Source organism: Salinivibrio sp. PR6, assembly GCF_001995955.1.
In the GTDB taxonomy this organism is placed as follows: Bacteria; Pseudomonadota; Gammaproteobacteria; order Enterobacterales; family Vibrionaceae; genus Salinivibrio; species Salinivibrio siamensis.
This window is the reverse complement of record NZ_MUFA01000029.1, coordinates 1-25405: the sequence shown is the minus strand read 5'-3', so window position 1 is coordinate 25405 and position 25405 is coordinate 1. Positions and strand designations below refer to the sequence as shown.

Sequence of the window (25405 nt, the reverse complement as noted above, 5' to 3'; positions counted from 1 at the left end):
CTTATATATAAAAACAAAAAGCAGCACCCTGGGGTGCTGCTTTTTTCGTGATAATAATCCAACGGCTTCGGTGTCATTTTCAACGCTCTTAAACAGACAATAATGCTGCAAAAAGGCAAAAATATCAGTGTAAATCACTTATTTTAGGCTTTTTACTCCCTAGCTGTTGGGGAAAGTAGTCCTGCGACCAGATCAGCAAGCTGGTTAAACGTATTAATCCGACTCGAAGAGGGTCGCCAGACCACTCCTATATCACGGTAGGCCGCTTCTCCCGGCGGCGTTTCTAAATGCACGTCGAGGTTATCAATTAAGCCATGATCAATCGCCATTTGCGGTATAAAGGTCACACCATTGCCGTTTGCGACCATTTGCACCAAGGTGTGTAAGCTGGTTGCCATAAATGGGTTAATCTTCTGTGAGGCCGTCATCTGACAGGCAGAAACCGCATGGTCAGTGAGGCAGTGTTCTCGCTCAAGCAAGAAAACAGATTCATCGGGCAGCGCGTCATAATCGATGGGTAACTCAAGCTGCGCAGCTTGCTTTTGGCTCATCACCATTTTAAACGGATCACGCCCCACCACGCGACGGGTCATGGTGCCAATGTCCATTGGCAGCGCGAGGATAAGGATATCCATTTCGCCGTGTTTGAGCGCGGTGAGTAAGTTCGCCGTGGTGTCCTCACGCAACAACAAATCTAAGTTGGGGTAATGTCGGTTGACTTGCTGCACCACATCACATAATAAGAATGGCGCGATGGTAGGGATGCAGCCCAGCCGTACTTTGCCGTGCATAGGATCTGATTTAACTTGCGTTAGCTCCATCAAATCCTGACTGCGCGCTAGGATTTCTCGGCTACGGCGCACCACCTCTTCGCCCATTCCAGTGAGTACCAAGGTTTTATTGTCACGCTCAATGAGCTGAGCACCAATCAGATCCTCGAGGTTTTGGATCCCAGCGCTCAAGGTCGACTGGCTCACAAAACACAATTTCGCCGCTTCGCCAAAATGCCGCGTTTCGGAGAGGGTAACCAGATAGTGTAGCTGCTTTAAAGACGGATATTTGTTCATACAGTCATATTTTAAACAATCGTATTTTTCGATTATTACAATCTATTAATTCCACTTTTTTCAATCTAACAAGTTAGCTATAGTTTGTCTCGCTTATATAGGAACCTGATTATCAGGCAAACATTTAAACTAGGAGCTGAGATATGGTACTCGTAGGTCGTCAAGCACCAGATTTTACTGCCGCTGCCGTACTAGGTAATGGCGAAATCGTTGATAACTTCAACCTGAAAGAGTTCACCAAAGGCAAAAAAGCGGTTGTCTTTTTCTACCCACTCGACTTCACTTTCGTGTGCCCATCAGAGCTGATCGCATTCGATAAGCGCCTGAGCGACTTCCAAGCTAAAGGCGTTGAGGTTATCGGTGTGTCTATCGACTCTCAGTTCTCACACAACGCGTGGCGTAAAACGGCTGTCGAAGACGGCGGCATCGGCGCAGTGAAGTATCCACTGGTTGCTGACGTTAAGCACGAAATCTGTAAAGCATACGACGTTGAGCACCCAGAAGCTGGCGTTGCGTTCCGTGGTTCTTTCCTTATCGACGAGGAAGGTGTGGTTCGTCACCAAGTTGTCAACGACCTACCACTAGGCCGTAACATCGACGAAATGCTACGCATGGTTGACGCACTGAACTTCCACCAGAAAAACGGTGAAGTTTGCCCTGCACAGTGGGAAGAAGGTAAAGCGGGTATGGCTGAGTCACCTGAAGGTGTAGCTGCATACCTGTCTGAGCACACTGACGACCTGTAATAAGGTCAAGTGCCCTGCACTGGACAATGTGAGACAATAATGAGGCCCGGCAAACCGGGCCCTTTTTTATCTATCCCACCTCGCCTTACTCAAGGCTCTTCTCTCATCAAGCCATTTCCAATCTAACACTAGGTAATTACCTCTCACCCTGTCACAATAGCGTGGACTATCTTGACACGGTTCGTTTCGTCAAAGGGGTGATATGTCTGTCTTAGTTGAAGTTTGTATTGATAGTATTCGTTCATTATCGCTTGCTGAGCACGCTGGTGCGGATCGAGTGGAACTGTGCAGCGCACTGCGCCTCGGTGGTTTAACCCCAAGTGATGGCTACATGCAACAAGCCGCTCAGAAAGCGCGGATCCCTATTTATGCGATTATCCGACCGCGAGAAGGCGACTTCGTCTATGCCAGTGAAGAGATTGAAGTGATGCTGCAAGATATCGCCAACGCCCGCCAAGCTGGGTGTGCAGGCGTGGTGATCGGCGCACTCACGCCAAGTGGTCAACTCGACTTGCCGGCTATTGATGCCATGCTTGCCCAAGCAAAGGGAATGGGAGTGACTTTCCATCGCGCATTTGATCACTGCCAAGACCCTCACGCGGCGCTCGAAGCAATCCTTGCCCGCCCGACGATTGAACGCATTCTCACCTCCGGGCAAGCGACGAATGCTTGGCAGGGAAAAGAGGCACTCAAACAATGGGTGGACGCCACACGCCATACCTCATTGGCCATCATGCCAGGCGCAGGCGTGACCCCCGACAATGCACAAGCGATTTTAACGACCACCGGCGCACGTGAAATCCACTTGTCGGCACGCACCGAGCAAGTAAGCGACATGCAATCAAACGCCTACGCATCGATGGGCGATGGGGACGATGGCTGTTATCCGATCACCGATCCGGAACGTGTTCGTCTCGTCAAAGCCATTGCTCAATCGTTTTAAACCTCGGTGTAATGCCGTGATCAGACAACATGGCAATGTGACCCACTCTAGTCTTTTGAGGTGATATACGCTTTCGCTACTTGAATCCATTGCATCCGAAAAGTGAGTTTTCTACCGTGATCCCATCGCTGTGGTAAAAGGAGAGCGGCCTTGTCGGATAAAAAAGCACACAAGATCAGCAAAAAACACTACGAGAAAAAGCTAACCGAATTACAGACTGAGTTGGTCAAACTTCAAGAATGGGTCAAGCAAGAGCAGTTGAAAGTGGTGGTCATTTTTGAAGGGCGCGATGCCGCCGGTAAAGGCGGCGTGATTAAACGGATCACCGAAAAGCTCAATCCGCGTGTTTGTCGAGTCGTCGCGCTAGATAAGCCCACAGAGCGTGAACGCACACAGTGGTATTTTCAGCGTTACATTGAGCACCTACCCGCCGGTGGTGAAATTGTCTTGTTCGACCGTAGTTGGTATAACCGCGCCGGCGTCGAGCGAGTCATGGGCTTTTGCAGCGATGAAGAATATGAAGAGTTCCTTCGTACGTGCCCCGAGCTTGAGCGAATGTTGATCCGTTCTGGGATCATCTTAATTAAATACTGGTTCTCGGTATCGGACGAGGAGCAAGAAAAGCGCTTCGCGGAGCGGATTAACACCCCAATAAAGCGTTGGAAATTCAGCCCCATGGATCTCGAGTCTCGTAGTCGTTGGGTGCAATACAGTGAAGCCAAAGACCGCATGTTTGCCTACACCGACACCAAAGAAAGCCCTTGGTGGGTGGTGGAAGCCGATAACAAAAAGCACGCTCGGCTCAATTGCATCGCTCACTTACTCTCACAAATCCCTTACCAAGAAATTGACTACCCCGCAGTCACCCTCCCAGAAATCAATAAGGAAGGTTACGTGCGTATGCCTTTGCATGACCAGAGCTTTGTCCCAGACGCCGTCAGTGACTGGATAGACGACGAGTAGCGATTATTTGAGGAGCTTTTCCAGCTCCTCTTTTTGAATGTGGCGAACGTCTTTGCCTTTGACAAAATAGATGATGTATTCACAAATGTTCTGACAGCGATCGCCCACTCGCTCAATGGCTCGGGCCGACCACATCACTTTCAGCACATTGGGAATCGAGCGTGGATCTTCCATCATGTAGGTCATCAGCTGTCGCAAAATCCCCTCGTATTCACGGTCCAACGAGTCATCTTTACGATAGACTTTCATTGCCGCATCAATATCCATGCGCGCAAAGGCGTCTAACACATCGTGCAGCATTTTAGCGGCGCGCTGACCTAACGCTTCGAGTGATACCAAAAACGGCTGCTGAGAATAGCTCGAGTTGTCGAGAGCCATTTTAGCGATACTGTCAGCAACATCACCAATGCGCTCAAGATCAGTGATGGTCTTAATGATAGCCATCACCAGTCGCAGATCGCTCGCGGTGGGCTGACGTTTAGCAATGATGCGTGTACATGCCTCATCAATCGCCACTTCCATGCCATTCACTTTGTGATCTTCACGAATAACATGGCGCGCAAGCTCCACATCTTGATTGTGCATGGCGCGCAGCGCATCGGTTAGCTGACGCTCAACCAAGCCGCCCATTGCCAGCACGTGGGTGCGAATGGCTTCAAGCTCTGCGTTAAACTGACCAGAAATATGACGGCTAATATTGTGGTTATCCAAGGCCTGCTCCTTATCCGTAGCGCCCGGTGATGTAGTCTTCGGTTTGTTTGTTTTGTGGGGTGGTAAACAAGGTATCGGTATCCGCGTATTCCACCAAACGTCCCATATTAATAAACGCCGTTTGATCCGAGACCCGCGCCGCTTGCTGCATATTATGGGTGACAATTACCACTGTGTATTGATTCTTTAAATCATTAATCAGTTCTTCAATGGTCAAGGTTGAGATGGGATCCAACGCTGACGATGGCTCATCAAGCAGCAACACTTCAGGTTCAATCGCGATCGCCCGCGCGATCACCAGCCGTTGCTGTTGCCCACTGGACAACCCAAACGCATTGTCATTAAGGCGATCTTTCACCTCATCCCATAATGCCGCGCCACGCAATGAACGCTCGACGGCATCATCGAGTGTTCTAGGATCATTGATCCCTTGTAAACGCAGTCCAAAGATCACATTTTCATAGACAGATTTGGGGAAAGGGTTAGGACGCTGAAACACCATCCCCACTTGACGGCGTAATGCTGGTACATCCACGTCGCGGTGATAGATATTTTGCCCGTGTAGGGTGATCCCGCCTCGAACACGGCAACCATCCACCAAGTCATTCATCCGATTAATACAACGTAGCAATGTCGATTTACCACACCCAGACGGTCCGATAAACGCAGTGACCTTCCCTTTGGGAATACGCATACTGATATCAAACAGCGCTTGGGTCGACCCGTAGTAAAGGTTGAGATCCCGAATAGCTAACGCGGTTTGCTCGTCAGGCAAATTCCCCAAGTCTAAGCTAGGCGTGACACCTATGGGTGGCGTTATCGAAAACATCGAGCGGGATCCTTATCGTTATAATTCCAATGCGCGATACTTTTCACGCAAGTAATGACGAATACCAATCGCGGACAAATTGAGCGCCACGATCACAGACACAAGCAAAAACGACGTGGCGTATACCAAAGGACGCGCCGTTTCGATGTGCGCGCTTTGAAAGCCGACATCATAAATATGGTAGCCCAGATGCATGAACTTCCGCTCTAAGTGCAAAAACGGGAAGTTACCATCCACTGGCAAAGAGGGGGCGACCTTAACCACTCCCACCAACATTAAGGGCGCCACTTCTCCGGCTGCGCGCGCAACCGCTAAAATCAACCCGGTCATCATCGCAGGACTTGCCATCGGCAGGACCACCCGCCAGAGCATTTCTGATTGTGTCGCCCCAAGGGCAAACGCACCATGGCGAACACTGGTGGGGATCCGAGCCAACCCCTCTTCTGTAGACACAATCACCACAGGTAAGGTGAGGATCGCCAAGGTTAACGCCGACCAGAGAATACCTGGTGTCCCAAAAACCGGTGCCGGCTGCGCCGCTTGATAAAATACATCGTCAATGGTGCCACCGATAAAATAGACAAAAAAGCCCAACCCGAACACACCGTACACAATTGACGGTACCCCGGCGAGGTTAACCACGGCAATGCGAATAATACGCGTGAATGCCGTTTTCGGCGCGTATTCGTGAAGATATACCGCGGCGAGCACCCCTAACGGGGTGACAATCACTGACATCAATAGCACCAAGAAAACGGTGCCAAAAATCGCCGGAAAAACGCCCCCCGCCGCATTACTGTCTCGTGGAGATTCGGATAAAAAGGTCGCAACCTGGTAGCCCCAAAATTTAAGCTTATCAACGGCACTCATGGCGTTGGGATACCAAACATTAATCACATTTTGCAGAGGCAACGCCACGGCGTCACCGTGGCTATCTTCAACAACAAGCGCACCCGTTTGTTGTTTTTCTCGCAGCTGTTTGAGCTTTTTCTCTAACTGCTGGTATTGCGATAGCAGCTGTGAACGACGCTTATCAATTCGTTTTTTTTCTGCCGTGTTTAGCTGGCTATCTAATGAGAGGGACTTTTCCTCCAGCCGCAGCTGCTCCAGCTGATAGTTAACGCTCGCTAGGTGTACTTGCTCGATGTCATTGATCACCTCTCGACGCGCCGCTAAATCTTCCAGGCGTTGATAAAGTTCAGACAGCACTAATGCATGTTGGTGGCCGCCGGCGTCGACGTATGCTTGAGGCTTGCCGTAGAACATGCCATTTTCATTTCGCTCGATCATCGCCATTTCAACGGGTGTGTGCTGACTTTTTATCTGAAACGCCAGCAATTGACGAAAATCGATCCCTTCTTGCTCACGGTTACCGGTTTTTACCACCAAACGTTGGTAGCTGGGCTGGCGATAGGCTGGCAATACAACACCAGCATCTTTGAGCTGCGTCGCATCAACCTGATCGGTTCGATATATTTGCCCGACCACGGTTTCTACTCCCTGCTCACTCTTCACTTCAAAGCTGGTGACCGGTATCGGCCAGAAATAGCCTAAGCCTCGATAGCCGAGCAATAACAGCACCCCAAGAATCGCAATCAGACTGACGCTGACCATTCCGGCCGTCATCCAAACCCAAGGAGTGCCAGATTTTATCCATGGACGCATGCGCATTCTCATCTCGGTTAAAGGTTGCTGTATTTGTCACGCAAACGCTGACGGATCAGCTCTGCCAATGTGTTAAAGACAAACGTGAAGACAAAAAGAATAAAAGCGGTTAAAAACAGCACTCGATAATGGGAACTACCGACTTCAGACTCCGGCATTTCCACCGCAATATTGGCCGATAAGGTACGTAGCCCTTCGAGCAAATTCCAATCCATGATAGGCGTGTTACCGGTTGCCATCAGTACGATCATTGTTTCACCGACCGCGCGCCCAAGGCCCATCATTACGGCAGAAAAAATACCAGGGCTTGCGGTAAGCAACACCACCCGAATCAAGGTTTGCCAGTGTGTCGCCCCTAAGGCCAAGGCGCCGTTTTTAAGGTGAGGGGGCACAGAAAAAATCGCATCTTCGGCAATAGAGAAAATGGTTGGGACTACCGCAAATCCCATGGCGATACCCACCACCAGCGCATTGCGCTGATCATAGCCGATACCCAGTTCATGCGTCACAAACTGGCGCGCATCGCCCCCTAACCAGACCTGCTCTACCCATGGTCCAAGGTAAGCGGCTACTACGCCCACCATCAATAACGCCGGAATAATGACCACTATCTGCGCGTTATCAGGTAAGCGGCGTCGCACATACCTAGGGATCATGCGCCACACGCCGCTTAGCCCAAGTAAAATAATAGGGATGAGCAGGAGCAACAAAAAGACGCTAGCAATGTGCGACTCAACCCAGGGTGCCAGCCACAAACCGGCCAAAAAGCCGATAATGACGGTGGGCAACGCTTCAATCGTTTCCACCGTCGGCTTCACCCAACGCCGGAGCCCGGATGACATAAAATAAGCAGTGTATATGGCTGCGCCAATCGCCATCGGCACCGCAAAAATTAAAGAAACCAAAGCGACCTTTAAGGTACCAAAAATCACGGGCACCACACTGAGCTTGGCTTCAAAGCTGTCATCCGCAGAGGTCGACTGCCACACATACTGCGGAGACGAGTACCCTTCATACCACACTTTCTGCCATAGTGAGTGAATACTCACCTCTGGGTGAGGATTGTCGACGGTCAACCATTGCCATTGATTGTCGACCACAGCAATCAGCCCATTTGCACGAGGCGTAAACGCCAAAGCGTCGGGCAGCGCGGTAAACTGAGCATCGAAATGGCGCTGTTTCTCACTGGTGGCATGCACTAGGCTAAGTCGTCCCGTTTCATCTACCGTCGCCAGGCTTTTACGGTGACGCTCAGGTGCGAGACGTGCCACGCCCTCCCCCGGTGAAAACGCGCGCACTTCAGTTAACGATGGCTCACCATTTTTCACCACATCGAACCATTGTGTGACGGTGCCATCTTGGTGCTGAAGGAGCAAAGAGCGTCCCCCGGCTAGCATCGACATTTTCGTGACTGGGCTGGCGACCACATTGTCGAGATTAACCGTTTCGCGCAACGCTAAATCGTTCCCGTTTACGCGCCAAATCGCTAAACGATTTTGTTGATGCACAAACAAGCGCTGCCCGTCTCCTGATAACGCGATATGGTCAACGGTTTGCGAAAGAGGCACCATGCTTTTCTGCGTACCACGAAAAACCACCAAATGGTTATCCTGAGTGACAGCAGCCAGCACGGGCGGGATGGTTTGACCGTGTAAACTATCCGGCACCGCAACAGTCAGCTGGTTAAGCGGCTGCGCGCTCGCGTCCACGATCAACTCACGACCAAAGGCCGGCATAGTGGACAATTGAGGGACCACTGAGGCGTCAGCTTGGTATTGTGTACGAAAGCGTAATTGCCAAGCAGCTACGCGCCCAGGCGTCTTTTCCACCGCCAAAAATGGCGTAGATGCTTCGACGCGGCTTATCGCAGGCTTATCCATGCTGGATAGCGGCTGCTGTAATACCGTTTGCGCGCGGAGCACGGCGCTGGCTGTGGGAGTCTCAGACCGGTGCGGGCGTTTGGCAACCGTTAACACACCTCGATCATCCAAGCCATATACCAGTTGATTGCGTGTATCGGCACCAATGTATTGAGGCACGCCGGGAGTGGCTAAGGTAAAGCGCTCACTCAAGCTCACACTCGCTTGGTGAAAAAGCGGTACCACCACCGTGAGTAAGTAGAAGAAAAGAAGCAGCAGGGTCACTAATACCATCACGCCACCAAGACGTACCGTTTGGCGAGTCAGTTTATCTTTAAAACGCCGCGCCGGTCTGGTGTCCGTTAATGATGGTGAAGAGTGGGTCATTCGTGCCTCTTTTTATTAAGCAAGCCCTGTATTGTATGTCATTACAATGACAATTTTGTGACAGCGAGACGCACGACGCCGCCTTTCACAAACACGGCATCGCATCACTGTCGTCCAGTGTATCGTGAGTGGTCATCAACGCCTAGTCACGCTATCGCCACGCAATAAATATGCAACAAACGGGCTTTAGGCTTGCTCAAGTTGATATTGGGCACACTTTCGTGAGTTTAGCCTCCAGCAGCATAGACAACACCTTGACTGGCCTCAATAATTGTCTAAAGAATCGCCGTAAGGATCACGCATGAAGCACTTTGTTATCACATTAGTGGGCCCAGATCGCGCTGGCCTCGTTGATCAAATATCACACACGGTTTTCAATCATCACGGCAGCTGGCAAGCCAGCCGACTCAGTCAGCTAGCAGGGCAGTTTGCCGGCATCATTCACATTTCAGTGTCAGACACGTACGCTGATGCGCTGGTCCATGCGTTACGCGCGCTCGATGGTTTACAGTTGCTCATCACCGATGCGACGCCCGCCTCACCGTCTCCGATTACCCATACGTTGTCGGTAACAGGCAACGACAGGCGCGGCATTGTGCAAGCGCTCAGCCAGCTGCTCGCCGCTCATGGCGTCACCATCAACAAACTCAACACGCAAACACAAAGCGCCGCCAATACGGGCGGGCAAATTTTCACCGCAGATTTTTATTTAACGGTTCCGCCGGCAGCGGACATTAACGTATTGCATGAAGCCCTTGAAACGCTGTCAGACGACTTGATTGTCGATTTTGACAGCAATTTTATTCAGTAGAACAGGATTTTCTTACGCGTTATGACTTTAGACTCTTATCATGTCGACAAAGAACTTAGCTGGCTTTCTTTTAATGAACGTGTCCTGCAAGAGGCCGCGGACAAGAGTGTGCCTATTATTGAGCGAGTTCGGTTTTTAGGCATTTTTTCATCCAACCTTGACGAGTTTTATCAAGTACGGTTTGCCGACGTGAAACGGCGCATCATTATCGATGAAGAACGCGGAGTGGAAAGTCATGCCAAAGAGCTATTGAGCAAGATTCAAGCGAAAGTCGTCAAACTGAATCAAGATTTTGATCATCTTTACAACGATATCTTGCTCGAAATGGCACGCCGCCATATTTTTTTAGTTAACGAACGTCAACTCTCTGACCATCAAGCGCAGTGGCTAAAACGTTATTTTAGAAGCAATATTTTGCCTTACATCACGCCAATTATGCTTAACAAGGACGTCGATGTTTTAAGCTTTTTGAAAGATGCCTACTCTTACCTCGCCGTACAGCTGAAAAAAGAAGGGGAAGAGCCCAAGTATGCGCTGATAGAGATCCCAACTGATGAATTAGAACGCTTTGTTAAAGTCCCTGAGCCAAAAGGAAAACGGCAGCGAAAAACCATCATTTTACTCGATAACATTATCCGTTTGTGTTTAGACCAAATTTTTAGTGGTTTTTTCGACTACGATACTGTCGAAGCGTACGCGATGAAAATGACCCGCGATGCGGAATACGATCTGACCAATGAAGTGGAGCACAGCCTGCTTGAAAACATGTCAGAGAGCTTGGATCAGCGTTTAACCGCCCTACCGGTTCGGTTTGTTTATCAACGCGATATGCCACCGGAAATGGTGAGCAAATTGATTCAGGTATTAAAAATCTCCGACTACGACAGTGTCTTACCGGGTGCTCGCTATCACAACTTTCGTGATTTTATCGGCTTTCCGAACGTTGGACGTAAATACCTGGAAAACCCGCCTTTGCCACCGTTCGAATCGGCTGATTTTCAACTACAAAACAATGCCTTCGATGCTATTCGCGAACGCGATATTCTACTTTATTATCCCTATCATACGTTCCGCCATATGACTGAACTGGTGCGTCAGGCGTCGTTTGATCCTAAAGTGCGTAGTATTCGGATTAACGTCTATCGTGTGGCGAAAAACTCTCGCATTATCAACTCGATGATTGATGCTGCCAACAACGGAAAACGCGTGACCGTCGTGGTCGAGCTGCAAGCACGTTTTGATGAAGAAGCCAACATCGAATGGTCACGGGTGCTCACGGATGCTGGCGTAAAAGTCGTGTTTGGCACGCCAGGGCTCAAAATTCACTCGAAACTGTGTTTAATTTCTCGTCGTGAAGACGGCGTGCTACGCGATTATGGCCATATCGGCACAGGTAACTTTCATGAAAAAACGGCGCGAATTTATACCGACTTCGCGCTGTTTACAGCGGATCAGCCATTGACGTCAGAAATCCGCAAAGTATTTGAGTTTATTGAAAACCCGTATCGTCCTGTAAAGTTCAACCACTTAATTGTCTCGCCACGTAACTCGCGGCGTCGTATGTATAAACTGATTGAGCGTGAAATTGAGCATGCGCAGGCCAAACGTAAGGCAGGTATTACGCTCAAGGTCAACAACCTGGTCGACAAAGGCCTAGTGAACCTGCTGTACAAAGCCAGCAATGAAGGGGTGAAAATTCGCATCATCGTACGCGGCATGTGCTCGCTGGTGCCTGGGGTTAAAGGGGTCAGTCAGAATATCAAAGCAATCAGCATTGTTGATCGCTTCTTAGAGCACCCCCGCGTGTTTGCCTTTGAAAACGGCGGTGAACGTGATATGTATATTTCGTCTGCCGATTGGATGACTCGCAACATCGATAACCGGATTGAAGTTGGGGCTCCCATTCGCGATCCCAGACTGAAAGATCGCATCATGGCCATCTTGGAGATTCAATTTTCCGATCGCGCGAAAGCCCGCGTTATCGATAAAGCCATGTCCAACGCCTACGTCAAACGGGGTAACAAGAAAAAGATCCGTTCTCAGACCGAGATCTATGATTACCTTAAGCACGCAGAGCGCCAAGAACTCAAAAACGCGGAAAAGTTGCAACATGACACACCCCCAGTCAAAGGATAAGCCGCGCGAAATCGCAGCGGTTGATCTCGGCTCTAACAGTTTTCATATGGTCGTCGCGCGCGTCGTTGGCGAAGGGTTACAGATAGTGAGTCGCCATAAACAACGTGTGCGACTGGCTGCAGGGTTGGATGATCAACATCGCCTCAGTGATGAGGCGATCAGCCGTGGTGTCGAGTGCTTAGCCATGTTCGCTGAGCGGCTGAACGGCTTAGACATGGAGAATGTCCGTATCGCCGCCACCCACACCTTACGCCAGGCCCGCAATGTCGACACCTTCATCAAGCGGGCAAGACAGGTTTTGCCCTACCCGATTGAAATTATTTCCGGGGAGGAAGAGGCGCGTCTTATTTATATGGGCGTCTCCCACACGCAGCAAAACGTTGGCCGGAAGTTAGTGATTGATATTGGGGGCGGCAGTACAGAATTAGTGATCGGGGATAACTTTGAGCCCGCACTGGTTAACAGTAAACGGGTTGGCTGCGTCAGTTATAACGAGCGTTTTTTCCCCAAAGGCAACATTACGCCTAAGCAATTTGCCGCCGCACAGCTGGCTACCCAACAAAAGCTAGAAAGCTTGGCTTCTCAATACCGTCAGGCTGGCTGGCAAGTGGCGCTCGGCGCGTCAGGCACCATCAAAGCGATTCGTGAAGTGATTATCGGCCTGGGTGATGAAGACGGCATTATCACCCGTAAGCGGTTAGATAACCTGATCGAAAAGTTGCTGAAGTTTAAAACCAGTGACAGTATCGATTTACCGGGCTTGTCGGTCGACCGCCAACCGGTTTTCGTCGCAGGCGTGGCAATTCTTTCTGGGATCTTTGATGCGCTTGCCATCGAATCGATGCGCTTCTCTGATGGTGCGTTACGTGAAGGGTTGCTCTATGAAATGGAAGACCGCTTTCAACGTACCGATATCCGTGGTCGTACGACGGATGATATGGCAGCACGCTACAACATCGACCTGAGTCACGCCCGTCGCGTGCAACACACAGCCGCGTATTTTTATGCGCAAGCCGAGCCGGATAAGGGTAGTAAGAAAGCAGAGCTCGCCGGGCTTTTGAATTGGGCTGCGCTGCTGCACGAAGTGGGGTTAAGCATTGGTTATCCTGGCTACCACAAGCATTCTGCGTATATTCTGCGCAACACCAATTTGCCTGGGTTTAACCAAGAGCAGCAAACCGTGCTAGCCACCCTCGCGCGCTTCCATCGTAAGGCGCTAAAACTCAATGAAATGCCTAAGTTTACCTTGTTTAAACCTAAGCTCATCGAGACGCTGATTTGCGCACTACGGTTAGCCTGTGTGTTGCACTCACAACGTAACGACGAGGCCTTGCCAGAGATTGCTCTCAGTGTCGACAAAAAAGGGGCATGGCAACTCACCTTCCCTACCGGGTGGCTGCAAGAGAACCGTTTGCTCGCGGCGGACTTGGAAGCAGAGCAGGCATACTGGCAGTCAGTAAACTGGGGGCTGACCTTTAGCGACTGAGAGCACGACAAGCGTCCAGTGGAGGCCGTCGCTTCCGCAACGCTGAGTCCCTAAACGTCTAAACCCTTAACGCGAGTCTTTTAGCGACGCATCCAGCCCTAATGCCTGTCTTTGCGCGCGCACCGCTCGAGCCGGCAAGGGAATATAGCCTTGCTGACTCACCGCCTTCTGCCCTTGCGCCGACAAAATATAACGCATAAATGCCGATTCAAGTGGCGCCAGCGGCTGATTGGGCGTTTTATTGATATACAAATATAAATAACGGGTAAGGGGGTACTCACCCGTTCGAATCGCTGAAGGGGTGGGCTTTATCGCCTTTTTGCCTTGATGTGAAATCGCCAGCATGCGCGCCCCTGACGCTTGATGGCCGATCCCTGCATACCCGATCGCATTCAGCGAAGAGGCCACCGACTGCACAACAGACGCCGAGCCGGGCTGCTCATTCACATCGGCTCGAAAATCCCCACGACACAACGCAGCTTGCTTAAAATATCCATAGGTACCGGATACCGAGTTACGGCCGAATAATTGTAAATCTCGGTTGGCCCAACGGCCTGATAAGCCCAATTGCCCCCAGGTTGCCACCGGTTTACTCGCCCCACACCAGAGTGTGCGAGAAAATACCGCATCCAGCTGTTGAAAGCTGATGGTGCGTAAAGGGTTGTCTTGGTGAACATAGACGGCCATCGCATCCACCGCAACAGGTACCGCGGTAGGGGGATAGCCAAAACGTGCTTGAAACGCATTTTCTTCACTGACCCGCATCGGACGACTCATGGGGCCAAGTTGTGCGGTCCCTTCCACCAGCGCGGGGGCGGCGGAGGCAGAGCCTGGCGTTTGTAGCTGTATATTCACCCCTGGATGTAGCCGTTTGAACCCGTCAGTCCAAGCGGCCATCATATTGGCTAGGGTGTCTGAGCCGACAGAGCTCAAGTTACCGGATATACCGCTGCTACGTTGATAATCAGGCAGCGTGTCGGCATGGCTAAAGCCCGCCATGCTCACTAGCAGGCTGGCTGTGGCAATAAACCGCTTTAACATGCTAACCGCTCCGGTAAGGTAAAGGAGAACGTGCTCCCCACCCCAAGTTCACTTTGAATATCTAATTCCGCATCGTGATGACTTAACGCATGTTTTACGATCGCCAACCCTAAGCCACTGCCACCCGTTTCACGGGAGCGGGCTTTATCCACCCGATAAAAACGCTCAGTTAACCGATCCAGATGTTGCGGCGCGATCCCCTCACCACTGTCCTGTACTTCCAAGCGTGGGCCTTTGCTTGCGCGATACCAACGCACAGTGATCCCAGCTTTGGGCGGGGTGTGCTTTACTGCGTTATAAACTAGGTTGGAAATCGCACTGCGTAATTGATCGTCATTGCCTTTCACTTTAAGGCTGGTATCAACTTCAAACGTAAGTACATGCTCACTATCACCACTTAAGGCTTGGGCTTCTTTTTGTAGCACATCAAGCATGGCTGGCACATCCACATGATGATCCAGCTCAGGCTTGGCCGCTGCTTCAATTTTAGACAGGGTCAAAAGCTGTTCTACCAGTGACTCCATCCGAGACAATTGCTCGGTCATCACCCCATGTGCTTTCGGCCACATGGGACCAACAACCATCTCCGGATCTTCAGTCATTTCTAAGTAGCCACGCAAAACCGTCATCGGCGTGCGTAGCTCGTGTGAAACATTGGCGAAAAAGTTGCGGCGCATCCCTTCCAGTTGCTTTAACTGAGTGATATCACGCACCACCATCAAATATTCGCCTTCCGCATAGGGCATGGTCCGGAACTCAAGTGTGCGCGCGCTATTGAGGTGAGAGCGCATCTCGAGCGGCACATCGTAATTGGCATCAGCAATATAACTGACGAATTCAGGGGCGCGGATAAGATTACTGATATGCTGGCCATTATCATCAGGCATACGCAAGCCGAGCAGTTCTTGAGCTAATTTGTTACACCAAACAATGGCACCGTCACGCTCAAAAACCACCACCGCATCCGGTAAAGACTCTGCCCCGTTGCGAAAGCGACGAATCAGATTCGCCAGCTCCTTACGGCGACGACGATTACGCTTTTGTAAGCGATAAATCCCATTAAACAAAGGCTCCCAGGAGCCGGTGCCTGAGGGTGGCATCAGGCTTTTGTCTTTCCAAAGCCAATCCGACAGCTTGACCTGCTGATGCAGGTGCCAAAGCAGCATGGCAACGGTAGCGCCAAGCAATAGCCAAGGTAGGCCACCAAACAGCCAACCTATGATAAACCAAGGTAAATAAAAAAAAGCCAGCTCCCAGGCTAGCTTCTTCCAAGACAGTCGTTCGACCATTGCGTCTCCATGCAGCCTACACCTGATGTAGGCGGGATTTAACTACGTGTTGAGAAACGATATCCAGCGCCGCGCACGGTTTGTACCAGTTTAGCGTGTCCACCGGCTTCCAGCACTTTGCGCAAGCGACGAATATGCACATCCACCGTTCTATCTTCAACATAGACATTGGTGCCCCACACGTTATTGAGTAGCTGCTCGCGGCTATATACTCGCTCTTGATGGGTCATGAAAAAGTGCAGCAGCTTAAACTCGGTCGGCCCCATGTCTAGCGGATTATCATTGGCGGTCACTCGATGCGAGACAGGGTCAAGCTTCAACCCTTGTACTTCAATGACATCATCCAAGGTTGTCGGCGACACGCGGCGCATCACCGCTTTTAATCGCGCCACCAGCTCTTTCGGCGAGAAAGGTTTGGTGATGTAGTCATCGGCCCCTACTTCTAAGCCTCGCACTTTGTCTTCTTCTTCGCCCCTTGCGGTCAGCATTACCACGGGGATTTGTCGGGTTAACTCTTCCCGCTTTAAGTGCTTAATAAGATTGAGCCCCGATCCGCCAGGTAACATCCAATCCATCAGGATCATTTCTGGGTAAGGCTCGCATATTTGCGCCAGTGCCGAGTCGTAGTCTTCTGCCTCAACCGTTTGATAACCTTTTTGTTCAAGTACAAAACAAAGCATCTCGCGAATGGGGGCTTCGTCTTCAACAACGAGAATCCGTCTAACCATGATAATTACCTAGTGTTATCATTGAACTGGCGCCATTATGTGGATTTATTATGACATTTTTGTGACCCAGCGCGAGCTATTTTCCCCTTGTGTCGACAGGCTGTGACCTAGCCTACACCTTGCTGTGTCACTAATACACGGCTTGCGCCGCCACCTTGGCTATCTACACGGACTTGTGCACCAATCCGCTCAACCAGTGTATGCACATGCGAAATCACCCCAATTTGTCGGCCATCCGCTTGCAGGGTATCCAGGCAGGCTAACGCCATTTCTAAGCTATCAGGGTCTAGGGTGCCGAAGCCCTCATCAATAAATAGAGAGCCAAGCTGGCGGGTATCTGCCGCTAAAGAGGCCAGTGCTAGCGCCAGCGAGAGCGAGACTAAAAAGCTCTCTCCGCCAGACAGTGATTCGACACTGCGCACCTCATCACCCATATCGTGATCGACCACCTGTAACGCCAGCAAGCTATCCGGCACCGTTTGCAGTGCATAACGTGGTGACAATGACGCCAAGTGCTCATTGGCGATATCCACTAACTGAGACAAGGTTAAAGATTGGGCAAGATTTCGGAACTTCGCCCCGCTCGCGGAGCCAATCAGATCAGCCAATTTTAGCCATTGTTCCGTTTGATGCCGCTGCGCCTCTATTTTTTCAGTCAGTGAGCCGGCTTGGTGCTTGGCTTTTTCTGACTCAGTCAATTGGTGACGAAGCGTAAAGAGGCGCTGCTCCTGCTCCTCGAGCGCGTGCTGCCACTGTGACTGCTGTGCGCTGAGAGACGCATCATCATCAGGTAGCTGCTGTGCCACTATCCAAGCTTTGGTGTCTGCCATGGTTTGCTGACAATGAACAAGCTGTTGCTGACGCTCATCAAGGCGCGTTTTGGCTTCTTGATAACGCGACTCAACATCGCTGATTGCCTGTCGCTCATTGGCACGCCATACCTCGCTATACGACAGCGCGCCAATCAAATCATACTGATGAACACCGAGTTCCGGCTGCCATTGGATCCAACGTCTCACACTTGCGCGGTAGCGCTGATCCGCCTCACGCTGCTGGGTATCAAGCGTTTGCTGGCGCGCCTGCACACCTGCACGCTTTTCACTGGCCTGCGTGTAGGCTTGCTCGGCTTGGTTACGTTGTGCGGCTTGTTCTTCAATGGCCGCTTTGTAGGCTCGCTCTAGCGCCTCCAGATCTGATTGTGGGATCAGCGCTTGGCGCGTGGCACTTTGCTGTTGATGCTCTTGTGCAAGGGTCACCAGTTGGGCTTGCCGGGCTTGAATATCTTCTGACAAGCTCTGGCACTGCTGCGAAAGCGAGGCGAGGTCGGTCTCTCTTTGTTGCTTGTGCTCAGCAAGCGCCGCTTTTTCGTCTTGCAGTGCCTGATAGGCTTGAATTTTTTGCTCCATCTGGCGGATATAATGCGCGGCGCCAACCTGTTGCAGGCTCGCCAGCCACTGTCCAGCGCCTAATTGCTGATCCAGCGATTGGCTGACTCGAGTCACTTGCGTCTGTTGCTGCTGCCATTGCTCATCAATCGCATTGAGCCGTGTCTCACACTCTGTCAGTGACTGGTCGAGTTGATGACGTCGAGCCACTAGCTGCTCACGTGCATGCTGGAGTTCGGCAATGGCCGTATCCATTTGCTGAATGTGGGCAAGCTGTTGTTGGCGCTCTGTCATCGCTTGATAACAGGCTTGATACTCGGCATAGGTTGGTTGCGCCTGTGCGTCAATCTCGCCGAGGATGTCACTGAGTGGACGCGATAAGTCGATGGTTTCATCCAGCTCAGCGATCGCAGCATGCACCTCTCGTTCGCATTGCTGTCGCTCAGCCTGCCAAACCGCTCCCTGCTCTTTTAACTCGGCACACGCGTGCTGGCTTTGCTGGTGCTGCCTTTGCCAGTAATAATACTCGGCGTGATGTTGGTTATACGATGCTTGCAAGGCGTCTACACGCGCCTGCTGCTGCGCGATCATGCCTTCTATCGCGGGGGCATGGTGCAGGTAGGGGTGCTCGGTGGCCCCACAAAGCGGGCAAGGATCCCCCTCGTGTAAAGTTTGGCGAAGATCATCAAGCTCGACCACCGCCATCGCCTGTTGGAGGCTATTTTGTGCTTCTTCGACCTGAGCCTGCTCACGGGTCAGCGTGTCTTTCAAATGCGCTAACTGGGTTTGGCTGTCTGCAAACAGTGCTTGATGTTTTTCCAGCTCCGCTTGGTTATGCTGACAGCGCTCTTGCCAATACTGCCAGTTTTTTCCCTCATTGAGCACCGCTTCTTGCTGCTGCTTTTGCGTGTGCAGTTTGCTATACCGCACCTGATCCGCGTCTTGACTTGCCTGCAGCGCCTCGGGCTCTAACGCTTGTCGCTTGGCTTTCAGCTGCGCACTGCTGTCATCAACTTGGGCAATGTCTTTGTCCAACTTGTCACGTTGCGGCTGCCAATGTTGCTGCTGATGATAACGGGCTTGATACTCTTCTTGCAGAGCCGAGAGTGTATCTTGGCAATCGAGGTACTGGCGCAGGTTATCAAACACAGGTTGATAGTGTTCCGCCACATGAGAAAAGTCACCATAACGGGCGATTTCTTTTTCTATCGCCACCTCACGTTGTTGCTGTTGTTCGGCTTGCGCGCGCGCTTGCGCAAAAGACTGTTGGGCTTGTCGATACTTTTGCTGTTGCTCATTCAGCGCTAGGTTTTGCTCATGCATTTGCCGTTCAATGCCAGACAGTTGGGTATCTATCTGTTGCGCTTGCCGTACTTTAGGCTCAAGCTCCGCCCAGCTTTGCTCGGCCTCCGCCACTGCCCGATTAGCGTCGCGCCAACGTTCAGCCTCTTGTTCATACGCTTGGGCTGTACGACGTTCTTCACGCGCGAGCTGATGGCGTTCGAATGTGAGCGCCTGGCGTTGCCATTGGGCGCTCTGCACCGCTTGCCAATCGTCCCGAGCCACTTGGACACGCTCTATCTCGTCCAACGCGTCACGCCGGGCGGCAATGCTCTCTCGCGCTTCACTCGCTTCATCGAGCGCCTGCTGAGCCGCCTCAACGCCCTGCTGCGCTTGCGCAAAATGCGTGTGTTGTTGGCGATAGTCATTGAGTTTTCGGAGCTGAGTGTGTAAATCGTGAATGTGCTGCTGGCATTGCGCCTGCTCTTGATGCAATTGCTGTTCTTCGTCATCCGTGAGTAACTGAATATCGCCCAACTGTTGGGTCAGTTGATCCAGTGCTTGCTTTTCATCACGTGCCCGCTCGTGCGCCATTTGCGACAGCCGGCTATATATTTCAGTGCCTGTCATGCGCTCAAGCAAGGCCGCTCTATCATCTGCAGACGCTTTTAAGAAAGCGGCAAAATCCCCTTGCGGTAACATCACCGCACGGCGGAACTGTTCATAGCTCAGTCCCACTAAGCGCTCTATTTCACTGAGTACTTCCTGTTTTTTACCGGCGATACGTTGGCCTGTGGCGAGGTTCTCCAACCAATGCTCGCTCGCCTGTATACGGCCGTCCGCCTTACCGCGCGCACGGCGCACCGACCAATGCGCACGCCAACGGCTGCCATCATAGGCGACAAAATCCACTTCCGCGTACCCCTCGCCTTTACCACGCGATAAGATACTGCGCACATCATTGGCTTTAACCCGAGTGGCCGGGTCGCCCAAGCCAATATCCGCATCATGCTTTTTATTGGACTGAAAGCGCGGGATCTTGTCGTAAAGCGCCAAGCAAATCGCATCCAAAAGCGTCGACTTTCCCGCGCCCGTTTTGCCTGTGATCGCAAACAAGCCACTGTCACCCAGCGGTCCTTGTGAAAAGTCCAATGCAAACGGATGTTGAATGCTGGCCAAATTCTCGCCACGTAATGCCAGGATTTTCATCGTTTATTGATCCTCGTCCTGTTCCAGTTGCTCCAATAACTGAGAAAACGTTGCTGATAACGCCGTATCAGGTTCACCTTGATACTTTTGCTGCCAACCATGGCGAAGCACCTGATAGGGCTCGACCTCCGAGAGACGTTGCTGTCGAAAGCCACTTGTTTGTGGTTGCTCGCGATAATGCGGTGTGATTTTGGCAAGCCGCACAGGTTTACCATCCAAGGCCGCTAGAATTTTTTCCCTGAGCATCGGCTGGGGTTTATCTAACAAAACAGGGACATCAAGCAAAGGTTGCTGCGACAGCGGTAAAGGCTCAAGCGTGAGTCCCGCCAGTGCGTCGAGTACCGTTTCCAACGGTGAGGGCTGTTCCGGAACCCGCCATAAATCAACGGCACGCGGCACATAATGTGGGATCACACTTTGTAGCTGATTGTCTTCAAGCGTTACCGCTAACACTTGGTGCCGATAGTGGCGTTCGGATAACGACAAAGGGATGGGCGAGCCGCAATAACGAATCCGTGTTTGCTTTGCCACTTGCTGAGCTAAATGCAAATGTCCAAGCGCGACATAGGCAATATCCTCACTGAAAATATCCGCCGGCAGCGCATGCTGATTCCCCCCAAGAATGCGCCGCTCTGACATTTCTGACAACTCACCACTGGCCATATACACATGGCCCATCGCTATCAACGCCTGATCAGCGCGCGCGTTTTCACGCCCAGCTTGCTCCGTTTGCTGATAAATACGTCGCACTCCCTCAATAAGCCGATCGTCCTTTTCATCGAGTCCTTCTATACGCAAATCACCACCTCGCAAAAAAGGCACCGCCAATACCCAAGCCGCGACGTCGCCTGACTTATCGGTAATAGGCACTCGCATACGTTCTGTATCTAGGTGACCGTCACTGTCACGGGCAATGGCACCAATTAAGTGTAAATCAAAGGCTTTCAGTAGCTCGTGTGGGGCGTCGAGTTTGCTAGGTGAGTCATGGTTCCCGCCGGTGATCACCACATTTAAGTGTGGCAGTGCTTTGGCAACATCAGCCAAAAAACGATACAGCATTCGCCAAGCGCTGGCGGGTGGGTTGGCGCTGTCAAACACATCTCCCGCCACCAATAAGGCATCGGCTTGCTCATCAATGAGGTATTGCTTAAGCCAATCGAGAAAGGCTTGATGTTCATATTGGCGATCATAGCCATGTAGCTGATGACCAAGGTGCCAATCGGAGGTATGAATGATCTTTAACACAACTGAGGTAATCCGTTCATTGAGGAAGCTGGGCAAGTTTGTCTCGCTGAAGTCGCGAGCAGGGTTAAATTCTACGCTAATTGCAGCGACATTCGAGAGTGAATGCAATACCATGTTGCCTTTCTCACAACAGGATGGATAAAGCCTCGCCATGATTTGGTTTAAGAATTTACTCGTCTATCGTCTTACCCGTGATATTCCCCTCGATCCAACACAATTGGAAAGCCAGCTGAAGGAGTTCGACTTTACCCCTTGTGGCAGCCAGGACATGCAAAAGTTTGGCTGGGACAATGCACTGGGTAAGCATGGCGATATGCTCACGCATGTCAGCGGTAACAATATCCTGATCCGCGCTCGCAAAGAAGAAAAGTTGCTTCCCGCGTCGGTGATCAAAGACGCCTTGGAAGAGAAAGTTGACGCCATGGAGCAAGCCCAAGGGCAACGCCTGAAAAAGCGCGAGAAAGATAGCCTAAAAGACGATGTGGTCATGGAGCTCTTACCGCGTGCCTTCACGCGTCAAAGTCAGATGTGCGCTTTGATTATGGCGGATAAAGGTTTGGTATTAGTTGATGCCGCCAGTATCAAAAAAGGCGAAGAGTTGCTCGCCCTTCTACGGAAATCCATCGGCAGCTTACCCGTCGTTCCCGTTGAAACCGAGACCCCGGCAGAGCATGCAATGACCGAATGGGTCAAGCAAGGCCAAGCGCCGCAAGGCTTTCACCTCGGTGATGAAGCAGAACTCAAAGCACTGCTGGAAGAAGGTGGGGTGATCAAATGTAAACAGCAAGATCTCACCAGTGATGAAATTCAGGCGCACCTGGAGGCAGACAAGCAAGTCACCAAGTTGTCCATGGACTGGCAAGAACAAGTCGACTTCATATTAGGCGATGATTTAAGCGTGAAGCGACTGAAGTTCTCCGAGGAAATTCGCGATCAAAACGCTGACATCGACCGAGAAGATGTCGCAGCCCGCCTCGATGCCGACTTATCGCTGATGTGCGGCGAGCTCGACACCCTTCTAGATGGCTTATTCACCGCGTTAGGCGGTTTAAAAACCGACTAACTAATCCCCACAAAGATTAGGTAAATTCGGCTGGTAGTGTGGGTAATGTCACAGTAAAATGGCACCCACACTCACCTTCAACGTGAAGGTGCCTGACTTATACTCAGACTCAAGCTTGGAATTATGTTTACGCCAGAATTACTCTCTCCCGCCGGTAGCCTAAAGAATATGCGCTACGCGTTCGCCTATGGGGCCGACGCCGTGTATGCCGGCCAGCCACGCTATAGCCTGCGTGTGCGCAACAATGAATTTAACCACGACAACCTGAAAATAGGCATTGACGAAGCCCATGCGCAGGGTAAGAAGTTCTACGTGGTCTGTAACATTCAGCCGCACAACGCCAAGCTAAAAACCTTTATTCGCGATCTCAAGCCAATTATCGATATGGGCCCTGACGCGCTGATCATGTCCGATCCTGGCTTGATTATGATGGTGCGTGAGCACTTCCCTGATATGGCAATCCACCTTTCCGTGCAAGCTAATGCAATTAACTGGGCGACCGTCAAGTTTTGGCAGCAGCAAGGGATTGAACGTGTGATCTTATCGCGTGAACTATCACTGGAAGAGATCGAAGACATCCGCCAACACTGCCCTGAAATGGAGCTTGAGGTGTTTGTTCACGGCGCGCTATGTATGGCGTATTCTGGCCGTTGTCTGTTGTCAGGCTATATTAATAAGCGTGATCCAAACCAAGGCACCTGTACCAACGCCTGCCGTTGGGACTACAAAGTGCATAAAGGCAAAGAAGACGACGCAGGCCAAGTCGTACAAGTTCAAGAAGTGACCCCAACCCTGGGTAAAGGCGAGCCAGTTGATGATGTCGTGTTGCTTGAAGAAGGCGGACGCCCGGGTGAGTTGATGGCCGCGTACGAAGATGAGCACGGCACCTACATCATGAACTCAAAAGACCTGCGCGCCATTCAGCACGTTGAACGCTTGACCCAAATGGGCGTGCACTCGCTAAAAATCGAAGGTCGCACTAAGTCTTTCTATTACTGCGCACGTACAGCACAGGTGTATCGCCAAGCAATTGATGATGCCGTGGCCGGTAAACCGTTCGATGAGAGCCTGATGAATACCCTCGAGAACCTTGCACACCGAGGCTACACCGAAGGCTTTTTGCGTCGTCATACCCACGATAGCTACCAAAACTATGACTACGGCTATTCGATTTCTGAACAGCAGCAATTTGTCGGCGAATTCACTGGCAAGCGCCGTGGCGATCTGGCTGAAGTGGAAGTGAAAAACAAATTTATGCTCGGTGACAGCCTTGAGCTGATGACACCGCGAGGCAATGTCCATTTCACCTTAGAAGCGATGGAAAACCGTAAGTCAGAAACCATCACTGATGCCAAAGGTAGCGGCCACTTCGTATTTATTCCTGTGCCAGAAGATATGGATCTAGAGTACGCGCTACTGATGCGTAACCTGCAATCAGGACAAGATACACGTAACCCATCGGGTAAGTAATATGGCACTACTCATCACCGATAAATGCATAAACTGCGATATGTGTGAATTGGTCATTTTTATTGCTATATAACAGCTACTTATAAATTTGTGTTACTCGGCGTGTTATTCAGGTTTGTTACTTTTTTGTAACTCTGCGCGCCGCGTAACACAAAAAATAGTAGCTTTCCGGCCTTACTAAAGGAAAACTTGTACCCCTTTGTTTGGGTCTAAAGACGCGTCGCACGCATGAGAATCTAACAGAGTATCTACCGCTTTCACGAGAAACCCTAGCGCCGGATAGAACTCATCATAGACAGATTTGCTGTGGGAGGTGATTGTTTCTTTTGCCCCCATCTTATCTATCCATATTTTCTCTAGCACTTTTTCTTCTTTACTCTCATCATCTGGTACGTAAACGGCCTTCACCTCAGCAAGGAACTCCGGCGCTTCAGAAAAGACAAACGACATACGTATGTCGATCCGCTTGCCGAACGCTTCTAGCTGCATCGCTCGATTGGACTCTGTGTAGGGCGTTACCACTGTGATGCCTTGGTTGCTCAGTGCCTTCGTATCTGCCGCCGACAAAAAAGCATCAGCCACACTGAGAGTTCTCTCATAGTCTCGTAACGCTGTCTTATACCGGATTGATTTTTCGGGAATATGGAACATGTTATTGGCTCCTTTTGGTAACCTATCGTTTCTGTAGTTACAGGACTCGCTTTCCTATGTATGACATTTTTATCAATAATTAACATAGCAACACCGAATCAGATTGCTATGCCTATAAACTCCTCTAATTGAGGTCTCAGATTTTCGTCTTCTAACACACACCAACTAATGAATGCACTATACGGTCGATCAGCTCTAAGCAGTAGCTTAATTCTATCTATTGATAAGTCTTTTTCTTGATCAGTTGAAGTGTCAGAATAGTAAATCTGTAGTAACTCAAGTAACTTTATATATTGATCGAAGACAAGCTTCCTCAGAGAAGTTGCTGTGATTGATTTGTTTGCTGTTGACTTGTTGTTGAATACATTATCAATTAAATTTGCGGTGCATTTGAATTTTTCATCTTCATAAGCCGACTCTATTATTATATTAGAATATGC

General features: G+C 50.8%; 19 protein-coding genes and 1 pseudogene. 8 read left to right on the top strand and 12 right to left on the bottom strand.

From position 1 onward, the window contains the following. Positions 1 to 152: 152 nt before the first annotated feature. Positions 153 to 1067, bottom strand: a complete 915-nt coding sequence (locus BZG72_RS15505) for a hydrogen peroxide-inducible genes activator (protein ID WP_046075023.1) — start codon at positions 1065 to 1067, stop codon at positions 153 to 155. Between the two features lie 143 nt (positions 1068 to 1210). Between BZG72_RS15505 and BZG72_RS15500 the strand changes: the two genes are divergently transcribed. From BZG72_RS15500 to ppk2, 3 genes are all read left to right on the top strand, one after another. Beyond that, positions 1211 to 1813 (top strand): peroxiredoxin C, encoded by a 603-nt coding sequence (locus BZG72_RS15500; protein WP_046075024.1) that lies wholly within the window; start codon positions 1211 to 1213, stop codon positions 1811 to 1813. A 202-nt stretch (positions 1814 to 2015) separates the two neighbouring features. Next, the gene (locus BZG72_RS15495) at positions 2016 to 2756 is read left to right on the top strand and encodes a copper homeostasis protein CutC (protein WP_077606512.1); all 741 of its coding nucleotides are present in this window, start codon (positions 2016 to 2018) and stop codon (positions 2754 to 2756) included. A gap of 150 nt (positions 2757 to 2906) precedes the next feature. Continuing rightward, on the top strand, positions 2907 to 3719 hold the full coding sequence (gene ppk2 / locus BZG72_RS15490) for a polyphosphate kinase 2 (RefSeq protein WP_046075026.1): 813 nt from the start codon (positions 2907 to 2909) through the stop codon (positions 3717 to 3719). 3 nt (positions 3720 to 3722) lie between these two features. On the opposite strand, the gene phoU is transcribed toward ppk2, so the two are convergent. Genes phoU through BZG72_RS15470 form a run of 4 tightly spaced genes read right to left on the bottom strand, consistent with a single transcriptional unit; the run spans position 3723 to position 9170 of the window. Next, a complete protein-coding gene (phoU, locus tag BZG72_RS15485) occupies positions 3723 to 4430 on the bottom strand; it encodes a phosphate signaling complex protein PhoU (protein ID WP_046075027.1) in 708 nt (235 codons plus the stop codon). A 10-nt stretch (positions 4431 to 4440) separates the two neighbouring features. Then, positions 4441 to 5259 carry a phosphate ABC transporter ATP-binding protein PstB gene (pstB, locus tag BZG72_RS15480; RefSeq protein ID WP_046075028.1) on the bottom strand — a complete coding sequence of 273 codons (819 nt, stop codon included), beginning with the start codon at positions 5257 to 5259 and terminating at the stop codon, positions 4441 to 4443. Positions 5260 to 5277: 18 nt separating this feature from the next. Then, the gene (gene pstA / locus BZG72_RS15475; RefSeq protein ID WP_077667233.1) at positions 5278 to 6924 is read right to left on the bottom strand and encodes a phosphate ABC transporter permease PstA; all 1647 of its coding nucleotides are present in this window, start codon (positions 6922 to 6924) and stop codon (positions 5278 to 5280) included. 17 nt (positions 6925 to 6941) lie between these two features. Then, positions 6942 to 9170, bottom strand: coding sequence for an ABC transporter permease subunit (locus BZG72_RS15470; protein ID WP_077667232.1), 2229 nt, complete (start codon positions 9168 to 9170; stop codon positions 6942 to 6944). A gap of 301 nt (positions 9171 to 9471) precedes the next feature. On the opposite strand from BZG72_RS15470, the gene BZG72_RS15465 reads away from it, so the two are divergent. From BZG72_RS15465 to ppx, 3 genes are read left to right on the top strand one after another with little or no spacing between them, the layout of a single operon-like run. Next, the gene (locus tag BZG72_RS15465) at positions 9472 to 9981 is read left to right on the top strand and encodes a glycine cleavage system protein R (protein WP_077579571.1); all 510 of its coding nucleotides are present in this window, start codon (positions 9472 to 9474) and stop codon (positions 9979 to 9981) included. A 21-nt stretch (positions 9982 to 10002) separates the two neighbouring features. Continuing rightward, positions 10003 to 12117, top strand: a complete 2115-nt coding sequence (gene ppk1, locus BZG72_RS15460; protein ID WP_046075032.1) for a polyphosphate kinase 1 — start codon at positions 10003 to 10005, stop codon at positions 12115 to 12117. Beyond that, positions 12092 to 13603 (top strand): exopolyphosphatase, encoded by a 1512-nt coding sequence (gene ppx / locus BZG72_RS15455; RefSeq protein ID WP_046075033.1) that lies wholly within the window; start codon positions 12092 to 12094, stop codon positions 13601 to 13603. The genes ppk1 and ppx overlap by 26 nt, the downstream gene beginning before the upstream one ends. A 66-nt stretch (positions 13604 to 13669) precedes the next feature. Here the strand turns inward: ppx and BZG72_RS15450 are convergent, their stop codons facing one another. The 5 genes from BZG72_RS15450 to BZG72_RS15430 all read right to left on the bottom strand — a co-directional run bounded on the left by BZG72_RS15450 (position 13670) and on the right by BZG72_RS15430 (position 21895). Beyond that, positions 13670 to 14644 (bottom strand): PstS family phosphate ABC transporter substrate-binding protein, encoded by a 975-nt coding sequence (locus BZG72_RS15450; RefSeq protein WP_077667231.1) that lies wholly within the window; start codon positions 14642 to 14644, stop codon positions 13670 to 13672. Continuing rightward, positions 14638 to 15933, bottom strand: a complete 1296-nt coding sequence (gene phoR, locus BZG72_RS15445) for a phosphate regulon sensor histidine kinase PhoR (RefSeq protein WP_077579567.1) — start codon at positions 15931 to 15933, stop codon at positions 14638 to 14640. Before phoR ends, BZG72_RS15450 begins: the two co-directional genes overlap by 7 nt. 38 nt (positions 15934 to 15971) lie before the next feature. Then, positions 15972 to 16661 (bottom strand): phosphate regulon transcriptional regulator PhoB, encoded by a 690-nt coding sequence (gene phoB, locus BZG72_RS15440; protein ID WP_046075035.1) that lies wholly within the window; start codon positions 16659 to 16661, stop codon positions 15972 to 15974. 107 nt (positions 16662 to 16768) lie between these two features. After that, complete coding sequence (locus tag BZG72_RS15435) at positions 16769 to 20536, bottom strand: AAA family ATPase (protein WP_077667230.1); 3768 nt, start codon at positions 20534 to 20536, stop codon at positions 16769 to 16771. A gap of 3 nt (positions 20537 to 20539) precedes the next feature. Beyond that, positions 20540 to 21895 (bottom strand): exonuclease SbcCD subunit D C-terminal domain-containing protein, encoded by a 1356-nt coding sequence (locus BZG72_RS15430; RefSeq protein WP_077667229.1) that lies wholly within the window; start codon positions 21893 to 21895, stop codon positions 20540 to 20542. 40 nt (positions 21896 to 21935) lie between these two features. Here BZG72_RS15430 and rdgC point away from each other — a divergent pair, with 40 nt between their 5' ends. Both rdgC and trhP read left to right on the top strand, forming a co-directional pair. Further along, positions 21936 to 22844: a recombination-associated protein RdgC gene (rdgC, locus tag BZG72_RS15425; protein WP_198535209.1), complete on the top strand. Its 909-nt coding sequence runs from the start codon at positions 21936 to 21938 to the stop codon at positions 22842 to 22844. A gap of 123 nt (positions 22845 to 22967) precedes the next feature. Then, on the top strand, positions 22968 to 24314 hold the full coding sequence (gene trhP / locus BZG72_RS15420) for a prephenate-dependent tRNA uridine(34) hydroxylase TrhP (protein ID WP_077667228.1): 1347 nt from the start codon (positions 22968 to 22970) through the stop codon (positions 24312 to 24314). Between the two features lie 177 nt (positions 24315 to 24491). On the opposite strand, the gene BZG72_RS15415 is transcribed toward trhP, so the two are convergent. Both BZG72_RS15415 and BZG72_RS16370 read right to left on the bottom strand, forming a co-directional pair. Further along, a complete protein-coding gene (locus BZG72_RS15415; RefSeq protein ID WP_077667227.1) occupies positions 24492 to 24965 on the bottom strand; it encodes a hypothetical protein in 474 nt (157 codons plus the stop codon). Positions 24966 to 25063: 98 nt separating this feature from the next. Then, a pseudogene (locus BZG72_RS16370) lies at positions 25064 to 25405 on the bottom strand (hypothetical protein); the annotation flags it as partial.

What these genes read in the sequence shown, in the direction of transcription:
- BZG72_RS15505 (WP_046075023.1), bottom strand. Translation starts at nt 1,067, where the DNA reads ATGAACAAATATCCGTCTTTAAAGCAGCTACACTATCTGGTTACCCTC.
- BZG72_RS15500 (WP_046075024.1), top strand. Translation starts at nt 1,211, where the DNA reads ATGGTACTCGTAGGTCGTCAAGCACCAGATTTTACTGCCGCTGCCGTA.
- BZG72_RS15495 (WP_077606512.1), top strand. Translation starts at nt 2,016, where the DNA reads ATGTCTGTCTTAGTTGAAGTTTGTATTGATAGTATTCGTTCATTATCG.
- pstB (WP_046075028.1), bottom strand. Translation starts at nt 5,259, where the DNA reads ATGTTTTCGATAACGCCACCCATAGGTGTCACGCCTAGCTTAGACTTG.
- pstA (WP_077667233.1), bottom strand. Translation starts at nt 6,924, where the DNA reads ATGCGTCCATGGATAAAATCTGGCACTCCTTGGGTTTGGATGACGGCC.
- BZG72_RS15470 (WP_077667232.1), bottom strand. Translation starts at nt 9,170, where the DNA reads ATGACCCACTCTTCACCATCATTAACGGACACCAGACCGGCGCGGCGT.
- BZG72_RS15465 (WP_077579571.1), top strand. Translation starts at nt 9,472, where the DNA reads ATGAAGCACTTTGTTATCACATTAGTGGGCCCAGATCGCGCTGGCCTC.
- ppk1 (WP_046075032.1), top strand. Translation starts at nt 10,003, where the DNA reads ATGACTTTAGACTCTTATCATGTCGACAAAGAACTTAGCTGGCTTTCT.
- ppx (WP_046075033.1), top strand. Translation starts at nt 12,092, where the DNA reads ATGACACACCCCCAGTCAAAGGATAAGCCGCGCGAAATCGCAGCGGTT.
- BZG72_RS15450 (WP_077667231.1), bottom strand. Translation starts at nt 14,644, where the DNA reads ATGTTAAAGCGGTTTATTGCCACAGCCAGCCTGCTAGTGAGCATGGCG.
- phoR (WP_077579567.1), bottom strand. Translation starts at nt 15,933, where the DNA reads ATGGTCGAACGACTGTCTTGGAAGAAGCTAGCCTGGGAGCTGGCTTTT.
- phoB (WP_046075035.1), bottom strand. Translation starts at nt 16,661, where the DNA reads ATGGTTAGACGGATTCTCGTTGTTGAAGACGAAGCCCCCATTCGCGAG.
- BZG72_RS15435 (WP_077667230.1), bottom strand. Translation starts at nt 20,536, where the DNA reads ATGAAAATCCTGGCATTACGTGGCGAGAATTTGGCCAGCATTCAACAT.
- BZG72_RS15430 (WP_077667229.1), bottom strand. Translation starts at nt 21,895, where the DNA reads ATGGTATTGCATTCACTCTCGAATGTCGCTGCAATTAGCGTAGAATTT.
- trhP (WP_077667228.1), top strand. Translation starts at nt 22,968, where the DNA reads ATGTTTACGCCAGAATTACTCTCTCCCGCCGGTAGCCTAAAGAATATG.
- BZG72_RS15415 (WP_077667227.1), bottom strand. Translation starts at nt 24,965, where the DNA reads ATGTTCCATATTCCCGAAAAATCAATCCGGTATAAGACAGCGTTACGA.